Below are 12,715 nucleotides of genomic sequence, written 5' to 3'. Positions count from 1 at the left end.
GGATTGTTTAACGGATGTAACGGATGTAACGGATAGAAGGAAGTTCGGCAACGGATTGTTTAACGGATGTAACGGATGTAACGGATAGAAGGGAGTTCGGCAACGGATTGTTTAACGGATGTAACGGATGTAACGGATATAAGGAAGAAGGGAGAATAAATATTCGGCGATAGAAATCGCTTTTAGGCAAACGAAACGCGCAAGGTAAGGTGTGGAAATGTGGGGCGATTTCGATCGCCCTTTTTCTGCGGAAGTTGCTAAATCAGTGCGCCGTTGATAAAGCTGCTAACTACAGCCAAGGCGATCGCCCCCAGTACCGCGCTCCAAATGCCAATCCGCAAGCTAAATCCTTCCACTAACTTTGCAGCCGAGGCAAAAACAATCACGTTCATTACAAAAGCAAACAGGCCGGAAAGCAATCCCAGCGTCAGTAGGTTCGGTACGAAAAAAACTGCTTTCAGAATTGGCCAAATTAAAACATTCACCATTCCCAAAACCGCAGCGGAAATTACTGCTTTCGGTGTGCTGTCAATTTCTACGCCGATCGGCAGTTGAGAAATTAGCAGCAAACTGCTGCCCGTCACCAGCCAAGCAATCAAAAAATCCAGCGGTTCCACAGCGCCCCTACCTCCTTAACAGTTGAATTGTCAAAAAAACCTCATATTTAACATCTGCCTTAATCAAATAATCCGGCTGATTCGTCTGCCAAGCGGCCGAATTTATGTCTGTCACTAAAGAGCGAGAAGTTATAAGCGCTGTATCATCCGCAAAATAATCCGGATGGGAACCGTATCAACCTGTTAGTTGAATAAAAAGAGCAGATTAATTAATATGGCTGGCGATTTTTCTTTTAACTCTAAAGTCCGATTCGACAAAAATGGCTTGGACAATCCTTCCCGGCAACGCAGCAGATCGCTTCAAGTTATGATTTTTATGCTGCTGGTCACTAGCTTGGTGACGCTGCCGATATTTCGTCTAGCCGAACTGCAACTGATACAGGGAGCCTACAATCGACAACGGGCGGAAAATAACCGCATTCGCCCTGTTTCAGTCGCAGCGAATCGCGGTCAAATTTTAGATCGCAACGGCAAAATTTTTGCGGCCAACCGCGTATCTCGATCGGTCTATGTGTGGCCAAAAGAGCGATCGGCCCAGGAGTGGCAAGAGATCGCCGCTACACTGGGCCCGATCGTCAAACTTCCCGCAGCCGAAATTATCAAAAAAATCGATGGAGCCGGCTACAAATCAGCCCTACCAGTGCGAATTAGTAAGGATATTGATGTCGGTACTTTCGTCGCTTTGGGAGAACAAGCTAATACTTTGCGGGGAGTTGAAATTCGCGTAGAATCGAGCCGAGACAATCCCAACCAGCAATTAGCAGCTCACGTTTTGGGATACGTCGGCGAAGCTAGTTTAGATCAATTAAAAGCTAATCCTGGATATCCGATGGGAATGATCGTCGGTCAGATGGGAGTTGAAAAATTAGTTAATTCAACTTTAGAGGGCGTTTGGGGAAACCGTTTGATCGAGGTAAATGCTAAGGGCGAGGAAATCCAAGATTTAGGTGTAAAAGACCCTATTCCCGGCAAACCGGTGCAGCTAACTTTAGATTTAGATATGCAGAAAACTGCGGAAAAAGCTTTGGGTAATCGCCTGGGTGCTGTTGTGGCGATCGACGTGAAAACCGGCGCTCTTTTAACAATGGGTAGTTGGCCGACATTTGATCCCAATATTTTTACCCGCAAGGTAACTCAAAAAGAATGGGATCGGCTGCAAGGGCCAGACAAACCATTTTTAAATCGGGCCGTTCAAGGCTATCCAGTCGGCAGCACTTTTAAGATTGTAACTTCTGTAGCCGGGATGGAGTCTGGCAAGTTTTCTCCTGACTCGACTTTGGTAAGTTCTGCTTCAATTAACATCGGCGGAATTACCTTTAACGAACACAGTGCCGGTTACGGCGTTATCGGTTTCCGGGACGCTTTGGCCTACAGCAGCAATACGTTTTTCTATCAAGTAGGCATGGCAGTCGGGCCGGAAGAAATGGCGAAATGGGCTAAGAAAATGGGCATTGGCGGTACTATTAATTTAAAACTTTTGGGGATAGACGCCGACAATCACGGTCAAGTTCCTATACCAGCAGAGAAACAGAAAATGTATGGGGAAGATTGGTATGTTGGCGATACAGTAACAATGGCGATCGGTCAAGGTTTGGTACTTTGTACTCCCCTAGAACTGGCTGTGATGGTGTCAACTATTGCCAATGACGGTTGGCGAGTGCAGCCGCATTTATTGGCTTCTCAAACCAATACGCCTCTTACTCAAAAAATTAAAACAGGTATTAAGCCTGCAACTTTAAACGTTATTAAACAAGGATTGATTGACGTGGTGAAAAAAGGTACTGGCCGCGCCATGAATGATGGTAGTATTCCTTTAAGTGCCGGCAAAACAGGGACTGTGGAAATGCCTGGTCATCCTGACAATTCTATGTATGTAGGTTTTGCTCCCGCTGACAAACCTGAAGTTGCGATCGCAGTTATCGTTGAAGGCGGCGGATTTGGTGCTGTATCGGCGGCACCAATTGCTCAAGAGGTATTCCGAACCTATTTTCAAAAGCAGGGTTTTAAACCTACTAATAAGCCTTTCTAGTCATTCGTTAATTGTTAATTGTTAACTGTTAACTGTTAACTGTTGACTGTTCACATTTTGCCCCATACTTCGATCGCACTATTCTTGATATCTGGGAAAAGTGCGATCGATCAAAAGTTTTCCCCTACCAATCGTCTCACTTCCACGGTCGATAAATTCATCATTTGCGCCACCTGTTCCAGACTCATCCCAGAATTTAAGAGTTGATTTACGAGCGATCACAATGTTGACTCCGCTGCCAGTCTTCCCAGGTTTTCTTCCTTGTGAGTCTTCAAAAACTCACCCGTTTCAGGAACTCTAAACCTCCATTCTCCTGAAATTAGATGCAATTCCAGTCCCAGCACTTCACTGAACAACCACAGCGTATCGAAAGCGATATTGTTGGCTGCAATCGGCTCGTAATGATTGTTTATTAGACGTACTCCCTGTAAAATAGGATTTAAATAATCTCCAGACGGATCGTACTGAAAATATTCCCTAACTCCCAAAGCCCGATAAATTTCCGGTTTAGTTTCTTGGTCTTTCGTATGAGTTGTTTCCGAAGTAATTTCTAACACAAAATCGGGAGTAATTCCCCCTTCTTCCCAAACTTTATAATTATCCCTTTTGCGGTTGGTCACTCCAAACACCACATAGACATCCGGGGCCACAACTGCCTGGTTGTTCCCTTCTTCATAATATATGAAAGAATTGGCTGACACATAAACATCAGAACGCTCTTGAAAGTAAAGCTTGACAGCTTCAACGCTGTAAGTCATGTAATCGCGCGTGATGTCCCTTTCAGCGATCGGAGCTCCGTCGCTGCTGGGATATTCAATTTCTACTTGTTCGACTTGAGTTAAAATTGTCATTTTTCAATTTTTCTCAAACTTAATTAATTTAATGGTAGCATTCTGTCGGATTTAAAAAAAGTTCACTATCCTCAAAAAAATCAACACCGGCAAGGTGTGCAGCGCACACCTACATAATTAGGTGCTGTGTCCTAGACTGTAAGGCTGGTCTGACGTTTTACAGATACAGACTATTGAAATTCTAATTAATTCCTCTGTCTAAAATAATTATTTCCGAACCAACAACTGGACTTCTCGCTATTAACTTGCCTTCCATATTCGCAATTTCTAACTTGCTGAAATCAAGTGAGTTAGCCTCCTTCCACATTTTAGTTGCTAGTTGATTTTGCTCGACTTCGCTGAGTTTGTACCAGTCTTCAGCGACTTTCACAGTCAAAATGCTGCTGGAAAAATTAGCTTGAACAGACTCAACTAAACCGCCGCCCAGTCGATTCTTAATCTCGGTAACTTGAGTTTGAATCGCAGAAATCAGAGACTGTTCCGGGGTCAGCGGCGGCGGTGGGATAATTTCTACTGGTTGCGGTTTTTCCGGAGCTACTAAATCGGGCAACTTGCTTTTGAATTTAGCAGAGATTGGCTCAGATGGTACGATCGCCTCTGGCGATTTCGGCGTTCCCGATGCCATAAAATCACCAAACGTGGGCGGCGACTGCTGGGCTGCTGGCAAAGGCATTTTTGCTACTTTCTCCGACGGTTTTGCTGAGAAACTGTTGAAAGTTAAACCGACTACAACGATCAGAATTGCTGCTAATGCGGCGTTTAAAATTGGATCGGACAGCTTCTGGTTCGTAGATGGTGGCAGTAGCGATCGCACTAGCCGCACAATACTTTGCCAAAGTACACCGACGTTCTCTAAAAAACTCCCTTCCCTGCGTTGGGATACAGGCTTTTTATCAACTTTTACAGCAACTTTTGGTGGCACGCTGTTAACTTCCGCAGCAACAGCGGGAGGAGTTACTGTTGCTGAGTCAGAAGCGGTGGGCGCGATCGGCTTTTGGGCCTGCAACGGCGGTTCGGCTGGTAATTTTTTGCCTTTTTTTCCCAAATTCCCAATCGAGGCAATCAAAGCTTTGATTCTCTGATTTTTGGGAACCGCGCTGCTGGCATTTTGAGTTTTGCTGCCAGTGGGGGCAGACTTTGCACCCGAATCAACCTGCGGTGTCGGAGATTTAGACGGTTCTGGAGTTGACTGGTTTAGTTGTTCTTCTGACATTTTCTCTGCCTTGGGGCGTTGCAAATATATCTAAACGAGATAAATTTTAGTTGAGCCATCTCAACCTTAATTTATCATTTAACTTAGTTGTAACCGAATCCAAATGAGCATCAAACGTCGTCACTTTCTAATTTTAGGCAGTCTCAGCAGCTTAGGTTTGGCCGGAGTCTGGAAAATGTTTCAGCTTCGGACTGCCTGGGGTACAGACGCCAGCGCTGCTGTGCCTTCTAACGTTGAGACCCAAAGGGCGATCGTTCCTTTGCCGGCCTCACCGCCTATTTTACGCTTTATTTCGGTAGCCGACACCGGTACCGGCGCTGAAGGTCAGTATGCTGTGGCTGAGGCGATGGCGCAATATCACCGGGAAAACCCTTTTAATATTACTGTTCTCGCCGGCGACAATATCTACAATAACGGCGAATTTGAAAAAATTAATGCTGTTTTCGAGAAGCCTTATCAGCCGTTATTGCAGCAAGACGTAAAATTTTATGCTTGTCTGGGAAATCACGACATCCGCACTGCTAACGGCGATCCGCAAGTTAAATATGCGGGTTTTAATATGCAAGGTCGCTACTATACTTTTCGGCGCGATCCGGTACAGTTTTTTGCTCTAGATACCAATCACAATGCTGACTGGGAAAATCAGCTTGCTTGGCTGGAAAAAGAGTTGAGTCAGAGCCCCGCACCGTGGAAAGTTGTGTTCGGCCACCACCCTATTTATTCCTCTGGCATCTACGGATCGAATCAAGCTTTTATTAAGACTTTGACGCCTTTGTTTCAAAAGTACGGCGTGCAGCTTTATATCAACGGACACGAGCACAGTTACGAACGCACTCGCTCGATTAACGGTACGACTTATTTAATTTGCGGTGCCGGCGCAGGCACTCGTCCCGTGGGGCGTTCAGAGTGGACGGAGTATTCTGCTAGCCGCCTGAGTTTTGCGACGTTTGATGTCTATGATGACCGGATGTTTGTCAGTTCTATCGGTACTGATAAGCGGGTTTTTGACAGGGGAGCGATCGAAGTGCGATCGGCTTAATTTAGATTATATTCAGGAGGCAACAAAATGAATAGGGGTTGTAGAGCCAATAAAACTGGTTTTGTTTTAGAAACAACTGTAGAAGGTACGTTGAGAGGCCACGGATATCTCGAAATATGTCCCCAGTTGCCGAAAAAGCGCAAGCGAGATTGGCTCTTAATCTCTACTGAAAATCCCAAGCGATATGCTAAACAGGTTTATATTGGGTCTAGCATCTATGAAACTGAAATAAATGTCGATTTTTATATTGTTGGTTCCGGTTTGTTTCCTCTGGGTCTAATTGTTGAGTGCAAGTGGCAAGAAGACAAAGGTTCAGTAGACGAGAAGTATCCTTACCTAAATTTAAATATTAAAAATTGTTATCGGGTGCCAACTATTGTTATAGTGGGTGGTGATGGTATGAGGCAAGGTTCGATCGACTGGTTTAAGAAACAAATTCCTGACAATCAAAATCTGTTAGCAGTTCACAAACTCGAAGGTTTCATTACCTGGGCTAACAAATATCTGTAACAGGAATTACGGAACTTTGCATCGTGTGGGATCACGACGTATCGCTCCTACAAAATATGCTTAATTAGAGACTTTGTTTAAGTAATACTTAAAATGAACGTATTAATAATTCCTTGATTTTTCCACGTTTAAAACTATTAGAATTAATTCCCCTAGATGCTGATATTTCCAGGAGTTTGGGCAGACATTTATTTGGAAAAACTTGACTATCGCTGTAGATTTTTTCGATAAAATCGCAGTTAGAATTAGACAGCATAACTTTCACGCCCCGTTCTGCAAGTTCTGCAAAAATATCTCTCAGTTTAAGCTGTTCCGATTCTTTGAAATTATCCCGGCTGTAAGTCGTGAAGTTACTGGTGGCACTAATTGGATAATAAGGCGGGTCAAAATAAACAAAGTCTTCGCTGCTTCTAGCAAAATCCAAAATTTCATCGAATTTCCTGACTTCAATTTGAGCGGGCGCGAGTAAAGATGAGACCGATCGCAGTAAATCTGCTTGACAAATGTTAGGATTTTTGTATCGACCTATGGGAACATTAAATTCACCTTTTGAGTTTTCTCTGTAGAGGCCGTTGTAACAAGTTTTATTGAGGTAAATCAGGCGTGCTGCTTTTTCTATATCTGTTTTGTAGGAGCGCGATCGCACCGAGTAATAATAATCTTTATTGTCCTTGGTATGTTCTAACTGATGCTCCTCTAAAAGTAGAATCAGCTCCTCAACTTTATCCCTGACACAGCGATAAGCATTAATCAACTCAGGATTAATATCTGTTAAAATAGCTTGCAAACCAGGGTGCTGCTGTGCTAAGTAAAAAAATACAGCTCCGCCACCCAAAAAAGGCTCGTAGTAAGTTGTGAACTTTTCAGGAAAATAAGGTTGATATTGTCCAATCAACCTAGTTTTGCCTCCTGCCCATTTCAGAAAGGGACGTGGCAAGACGAAAGAAGGTGCGGAAGCAGACATTTATCTAGAAATAACGGCCCTATAATATTTATCACAACTAGAACTCAATAGACATACTTCTGAAGTTCTTACCGGAGGTCGCGTAGCATTAAACAGACCGTGCCGGAGCCATCGGCGAAAAGTTTTCGTTAGAATTATATATGTCAGCCTCGCCGGCAAAAATGCCCGATCGCCCGATCCGCAGATTTAGCTCCGGCTGTGCCAAAATTGTCTAACTCGCTCACAAGTGTTACCAGTCAAAGATCGTGCTGTGACACTTTACCCCACCAAGCAAATGCAAGATTTTATTAATAACGTCTCTCGCTACCCGCGCTTTTTCATTACGATATGTCTGGGAATTTTCTTTTTCCTGTTCGAGCGACTCAAACCCCTGCTCGATCGACCAGCAACTGCGATCGCCCTGATTAGTTCCATTGTAGCGACTTTTGTCTTTCTAACTTTTACACTGCGGGCTATGTTAGGCCTGAGTTCGGTTTAAAGCAAAGCTAGAACGCCAACATCAAGGGCAAATTCAGTTAAACCACTAACTCCCAAACTAACTGCCAACTCTTGCAGGCGATCGCACACTTGACAATAGTCGCTGCGATAGATTGGAAGAGGAACAAAATTGGGCTAGTTACGCCAGTGCTGCTCAACCAAGGCGCAGGCAAACATTACCGAAGTGCAGGACAAGCGTTTGGGGCTATCAACATTCACTGGGGAAATACTGCACCTTTGTTTCCCCGGTGTCCCACTTAATCATTAGGAAGCGGCACACCCCGCCCCGCTTTCCTCTCCCGTTAACCTGACGGTATCACGAGAGTTTCCAGCGGACAAGACAGATGAAGTTTGAACATATCTATCAATTTTTTCAAGACCCCCCTCCTGTTTATCTAAACAAGGAATTAGCTGTGTGTTACATTCTCTCCGTGTTATTGCGCGGAGATTCCTACGGTACAGAACTGATCGGACAACTAGAGAGGGAATTCCCCATCTACCGACTTTCTGATACCGTTCTCTACAGCGCTCTGAAATTCCTCGAAGATGAAGCCGTAATCACCGGTTACTGGAAAAAAGTAGAAGGACGTGGCCGCCCCCGCCGGATGTATCAAATCCTCCCTGAGTGGCGGCACCAAGCTCAAGACCTCGCTCGTCTCTGGCACGAGTACATCGGTCAGGGAAACGGCGCAAACGGCGCGTCAGATCGTCGATCCCGCGCCTTGGAAACTGGTCAGACGGGTTAACCGAGTTTGAATCGGATGCCTAAACCCTTGAGATGCTGGCGCTACTTGCAAAGCGATTTGCCTTCCTTGCCTTCGCTTTGCTCGATCGCCCGCCGCACAGCCATTAAAGCATCTACACTACGTCAGGACTTACGCATGGTCACTTGAGAATTAGCGACGAGGTAGAGATATGGGAATTTGGTGATGGGGAGAAAAACGCCTTGCTACAAAGCTTTCTGCGAATTTTGGTAAAAAAGTGTCTGCGTAAGTCCTCGATCGCTTTCGTATGTAAAGTTCTGTAAAGTAATAGTAGATAATTTCAATTACACAAACTTCTACCCATGGATACTGCTGTTCTTCCTTCAACATTTGTGCTAACGCTGCTGCTGGCTGTTGGCTTGTTTTTCTTCATCAAAGCCTCAGTCAAAGATAGAATCGAACAAGTCAAGCTTGCTTCCGAGAGCGCCCAAGAGTCACTGTTAACCCAGCTACAAGAGTATTTTGCTTCTAGGGCTTACCGAGTTGCAGCCGTCGATGCCCCCAACTATAAAGTCACCTTTGAGGGTTTTGTGCGGCCGAGTTGGTTTTTGGCTATTTTTTTAACCATGCTAAGTGCAGGCGGCACTCTGTGCTTGGGGCTGGTTTTGGGAATGCTAGTTCCCCAGCAGGGTCAAGTTTTCCTCGCTTTGGTACTGCTGTCCCCGCTGGCGGGGGTATTTTATTGGAAAAAAGCTGGACGCTCTGAGCAAGTCTCGCTAAAACTCGAATCAGTTGCTGAGTCGGGAAGCCAAACCAAGAGCTTTGTTACTGTCAGAGCTCACCGCGATGAACTAGCAGCCATGCAAAAAGCTTTAGATTTGAAACCGATCGATTAAAAGTTTGGTGCGGAACGTTTTTTGATATGCTAGATGCCGTAGTTAGACTTTGAGCAGACAAACCGATGACTCAAGAGCAGCTCTCTCGTTGGCTGTTTTTTTGATTCACTGGTTTTATCGACAGAACAGTCAAAAAAAAACCATTATCGTGAAAGTGCCAATTGTGGCGATCGCCCTTGGGCTGCGATCACGCCTGTTGCGATGGCTCCTTATACCCTAATTCCTAAGGACTTTTCGCAGAAATTTCAGTTGGCACTCTCCAGACAATGAGAACTCTCGCGCTTTTGTTAAAAGACTTAGAAAAACATTGGTATCAATGTTTTGAGCTAAACATTTTGAGCTATGCGCGGCTGGCTGACACCACAGGAATTTTTTCTGTGGTAGCTTCCAACATCACCTTTAAGCTGGGAAACAAGAAATGGTTCTCTTCTACGTATTGGGCTCCAAATAAACCTTTTTCAGCCCAGAAGTATCTATCAGTGGTATGCTCGTTACGCTTGACTAACAGCAAAGCTGGGGGAGCAATGCCTTCGGCATGGATGAACTTGCGAGCCGCGGTTACGGGTTTATCTTCGCCGCTCTCGATGCTATATTGAGGCACACACTCTAAAATTCTGCGTCCTTCTTGTCGGCGGCGACTCTTGCGTTTGCGTCTCCTGGCCAATTTCTTTACCTCCTCTGTGAGCAGACAGTATGAGCAGACAGGTTGTAATGATAGCTACCAAATCCGAGGCCAGTATATCCGTTCTAGCTCAAAATTTCAACTGTTTTTAATATATCGACATAATCTTAACATTCGTCCCGATCGACAAAAGTGTAACGGTTGTGCTATGGTTGGCCGCAAGTTCCGCTAAAAGCCAAGCTTGGGGATCGGTAGAAGCTGCGCCGACGGCGATGCGGGGCAATTTGGGTTCATGAAAGCCCCATGCCTTCAACATAGCTGCCTTCTATGAAAGGGAAGAAACCTGAAATTTAGAAGTCTCTCATCAGTAATCGGTGGCCGATCATTTGTAATTTACTTAGAATTCCGTTAGATATCTTAATGTGGCGCTCATGTTAATGCCAGCCAGTTCAGAATTTGTCAAACTTTGCCGCTCGCAGGTGGCCATCGCCGTTAGTTTGGGAGCGAAATTCAGCGCGGTATACCTGACACAAGAGTTGGTAGAAGGCAGCGAAGCAAAGTTGGTGCCGATCGCGGTTTACCCAGAAACCTCAGCCGAATCAGAAGAAAATCAGGGGTTAAGGTTGCAATCTCCCGAAAGCTCGACAGTAAAACCAGCGCCGCGACTGCTAGCGCCGCCGATTCTTCCTGTGGAAGAATCAACCGTAGGGGCGATCGCACCCGAACCGCTTCCGGGTAATGAGCGCAGTTCCCATCAGTGCCAAGGCCCGGAGAATGTGTGGCAGCAGCGCAGGCAAATTGTGACGCCTCTGATACACGAGGGAGCTGTAATGGGACTTCTAGTCAGCGGTCGGCAAGACAGGCCTTGGAACGAGCGAGAGGAGGCTCAAATACAACAAATTGCTCACACCTTAGCCCTAGCCTGCATTTTAGACCAGCGATCGCAGTGGATGCAGCAGGAATTGGGTACGAGTCGGCAAATCCAGGCTCAGGTTTACGACACAATGCACAATTTGCTGCACCAGTTCAAAAGTCCGCTGACAGCGTTACGAACTTTTGGCAAGTTGTTAGCGCGGCGGCTGGTACCGGAAGACAAAAACCGCAATGTGGCTTTTAGTATTGTCCGAGAGAGCGATCGGCTGCAAGAGTTGCTCGGCCAGTTCGATGGAACCGTTGACACCGGCGAAGCACATCTAAAACTGCGATCGGGCACTTCAGAAAAAGCAATGTCCAATGTGGAATCAATCCGGCATTCTCCTCTGTCGCTGTCACCTGCGACCAATTTGAAGGAATCCTGTTTTGTTACAGAAGTCTTAAAACCGCTGTTAACTTCCGCCGAGGCGATCGCCTCTGAAAGGCATCTGAAATTGGTAGCCGACGTGGAGGCGGATTTGCCACCAGTCGGGGCGAACGATCGAGCTTTGCGCGAGGTTTTGAGCAATTTAATTGACAATGCTTTGAAATATACCCCTGCCGGCCGCCAAATTTATATTAAAGTCAGGTACCAACCAGCGGATGGCGATCGGGCAGGATACAGCCAATTGCCTGCCATAGCAGTTGCAGTTAGCGACACCGGTTCCGGCATTCCCCCCCAGGATTTAGAGCATTTATTTGAGCGGCACTACCGGGGAGAAAAAGCGCAGACAGAAATTCCTGGCACAGGATTGGGTTTGGCGATCGCCCGCGATTTAGTCCGCCAAATGCAAGGAGAAATAGAAGTATTTTCCCCACTCAATCCTGAATGGCTACCATCTGCTGCAGATCCTTTATTATATCCAACCGATCGCGGCACTACCTTTGTGGTTTGGCTGCAGGTAAATAAGTAACCAAATCGTAATTGCTCAACCCCCTTGACAAGAAGACGAGATAGACATTAGATAAAGGAATGGAAAAACTTCCCGACTTAAAACAACTATCGAACGAGGCAAAAGAAGCCTTGATAGTAGAGCTATGGGAGAAAATCCAAAAACTAACCGCAGCGTTAGCAACCACAGACCAACCAAAACTAGGCCCATCTCCCAAAAAAACCAGCAAAAATTCCAGCACTCCACCGTCCAAAGGATTCAAGCCCAACATTCAGCCATCGAAAATTGAGGGGATAAAAAGACGAAGAAGCCTAGGAAGAGCAGGAGGGGGAAGACAGCTACATCCTCATCCCGACCAAACAATCATCGCCCAACTCAAAAATTGCCCCGAGTGTGGAGAGAAAGTCACCGGCGCCGCACAAAAATTGCAATCCGTCTACGAAAAAATCGAACGACCCCCAATTCGCCCCATCGTCACCCGAATAGAACGTTATGGTGGTCAGTGTGCCTGCTGTCAGACCGAATATGTTGCACCTGTACCATTGGGAATGGAACCAGGTTCACCGTTTGGCAGTTCAATTCAAAGCTTAGTCACATATCTTCGTTACACTCAGGCCATCAGCTACGAACGGCTGTCGTCGATATTTGGCTCCGTCTTGGGACTAAAGATATCAGAAGGTGCCATCGCCAACTTGCTCTTGAAGGTCAAAATCAGTTTAGACGATCAAGTAACTCAAATACTCCATCGGTTGCGGCGGGCAAAATTAATTTGTTCAGATGAAACCAGTGCCAGAGTTAATGGACAGAATCAGTGGGAGTGGGTGTTTCAGAACCCTGATGTTTGCTTGCACGTCATCCGCCCTAGCCGAGCCAGTGGAGTAATTAACGAAGTTCTAGGAGAACATCGTCCAGATATTTGGGTGTCAGATTTATTTAGCGCTCAAAAAAATCACCCCGCACCACAATGGCAAGTGTGTTTAGCTCATCA

The 12,715-nt window shown here is 45.8% G+C and carries 15 protein-coding genes; 8 read left to right on the top strand and 7 right to left on the bottom strand.

What is annotated here, in order from left to right:
* Nucleotides 1-257: 257 nt before the first annotated feature.
* Entirely contained in the window at nucleotides 258-617 is a 360-nt protein-coding gene (locus QT996_RS10990) for a phage holin family protein (protein WP_333046533.1), read from the bottom strand.
* 214 nt (nucleotides 618-831) lie between these two features.
* On the opposite strand from QT996_RS10990, the gene mrdA reads away from it, so the two are divergent.
* The gene (gene mrdA, locus QT996_RS10985; protein ID WP_333046532.1) at nucleotides 832-2,646 is read left to right on the top strand and encodes a penicillin-binding protein 2; all 1,815 of its coding nucleotides are present in this window, start codon (nucleotides 832-834) and stop codon (nucleotides 2,644-2,646) included.
* A 78-nt stretch (nucleotides 2,647-2,724) separates the two neighbouring features.
* On the opposite strand, the gene QT996_RS10980 is transcribed toward mrdA, so the two are convergent.
* The 3 genes from QT996_RS10980 to QT996_RS10970 form a co-directional block, all read right to left on the bottom strand.
* Nucleotides 2,725-2,868, bottom strand: coding sequence for a hypothetical protein (locus tag QT996_RS10980; RefSeq protein WP_333046530.1), 144 nt, complete (start codon nucleotides 2,866-2,868; stop codon nucleotides 2,725-2,727).
* Complete coding sequence (locus QT996_RS10975) at nucleotides 2,865-3,497, bottom strand: Uma2 family endonuclease (protein ID WP_333046529.1); 633 nt, start codon at nucleotides 3,495-3,497, stop codon at nucleotides 2,865-2,867. The genes QT996_RS10980 and QT996_RS10975 overlap by 4 nt, the downstream gene beginning before the upstream one ends.
* Nucleotides 3,498-3,678: 181 nt before the next feature.
* Nucleotides 3,679-4,710, bottom strand: a complete 1,032-nt coding sequence (locus QT996_RS10970) for a hypothetical protein (protein WP_333046527.1) — start codon at nucleotides 4,708-4,710, stop codon at nucleotides 3,679-3,681.
* 103 nt (nucleotides 4,711-4,813) lie between these two features.
* On the opposite strand from QT996_RS10970, the gene QT996_RS10965 reads away from it, so the two are divergent.
* Both QT996_RS10965 and QT996_RS10960 read left to right on the top strand, forming a co-directional pair.
* Complete coding sequence (locus QT996_RS10965; RefSeq protein WP_333046526.1) at nucleotides 4,814-5,749, top strand: metallophosphoesterase; 936 nt, start codon at nucleotides 4,814-4,816, stop codon at nucleotides 5,747-5,749.
* A 27-nt stretch (nucleotides 5,750-5,776) separates the two neighbouring features.
* Nucleotides 5,777-6,259 (top strand): PD-(D/E)XK nuclease superfamily protein, encoded by a 483-nt coding sequence (locus tag QT996_RS10960; RefSeq protein ID WP_333046525.1) that lies wholly within the window; start codon nucleotides 5,777-5,779, stop codon nucleotides 6,257-6,259.
* A gap of 88 nt (nucleotides 6,260-6,347) precedes the next feature.
* On the opposite strand, the gene QT996_RS10955 is transcribed toward QT996_RS10960, so the two are convergent.
* Nucleotides 6,348-7,223 (bottom strand): DNA adenine methylase, encoded by an 876-nt coding sequence (locus QT996_RS10955; protein WP_333046523.1) that lies wholly within the window; start codon nucleotides 7,221-7,223, stop codon nucleotides 6,348-6,350.
* A gap of 274 nt (nucleotides 7,224-7,497) precedes the next feature.
* On the opposite strand from QT996_RS10955, the gene QT996_RS10950 reads away from it, so the two are divergent.
* The 3 genes from QT996_RS10950 to QT996_RS10940 all read left to right on the top strand — a co-directional run bounded on the left by QT996_RS10950 (nucleotide 7,498) and on the right by QT996_RS10940 (nucleotide 9,300).
* Nucleotides 7,498-7,701: a DUF751 family protein gene (locus tag QT996_RS10950; RefSeq protein WP_190657763.1), complete on the top strand. Its 204-nt coding sequence runs from the start codon at nucleotides 7,498-7,500 to the stop codon at nucleotides 7,699-7,701.
* A 343-nt stretch (nucleotides 7,702-8,044) separates the two neighbouring features.
* Entirely contained in the window at nucleotides 8,045-8,446 is a 402-nt protein-coding gene (locus tag QT996_RS10945) for a PadR family transcriptional regulator (protein WP_333046522.1), read from the top strand.
* Between the two features lie 320 nt (nucleotides 8,447-8,766).
* The gene (locus tag QT996_RS10940; RefSeq protein ID WP_333046521.1) at nucleotides 8,767-9,300 is read left to right on the top strand and encodes a cofactor assembly of complex C subunit B; all 534 of its coding nucleotides are present in this window, start codon (nucleotides 8,767-8,769) and stop codon (nucleotides 9,298-9,300) included.
* A 340-nt stretch (nucleotides 9,301-9,640) separates the two neighbouring features.
* Here the strand turns inward: QT996_RS10940 and QT996_RS10935 are convergent, their stop codons facing one another.
* A complete protein-coding gene (locus QT996_RS10935) occupies nucleotides 9,641-9,964 on the bottom strand; it encodes a DUF3155 domain-containing protein (RefSeq protein ID WP_006635576.1) in 324 nt (107 codons plus the stop codon).
* A 106-nt stretch (nucleotides 9,965-10,070) separates the two neighbouring features.
* Nucleotides 10,071-10,238: a hypothetical protein gene (locus QT996_RS10930; RefSeq protein ID WP_333046520.1), complete on the bottom strand. Its 168-nt coding sequence runs from the start codon at nucleotides 10,236-10,238 to the stop codon at nucleotides 10,071-10,073.
* Nucleotides 10,239-10,359: 121 nt separating this feature from the next.
* On the opposite strand from QT996_RS10930, the gene QT996_RS10925 reads away from it, so the two are divergent.
* Together QT996_RS10925 and QT996_RS10920 are read left to right on the top strand one after the other, a co-directional pair.
* The gene (locus QT996_RS10925) at nucleotides 10,360-11,748 is read left to right on the top strand and encodes an ATP-binding protein (protein ID WP_333046519.1); all 1,389 of its coding nucleotides are present in this window, start codon (nucleotides 10,360-10,362) and stop codon (nucleotides 11,746-11,748) included.
* 59 nt (nucleotides 11,749-11,807) lie between these two features.
* Nucleotides 11,808-12,715: IS66 family transposase (locus tag QT996_RS10920; protein ID WP_333046518.1), on the top strand; the 908-nt coding region annotated here is incomplete at its 3' end.

Origin of the sequence: Microcoleus sp. S13C4, assembly GCF_036700865.1 — a bacterium.
GTDB lineage: Bacteria > Cyanobacteriota > Cyanobacteriia > Cyanobacteriales > Microcoleaceae > Microcoleus.
This window is presented reverse-complemented; position numbering and strand designations above follow the sequence as displayed.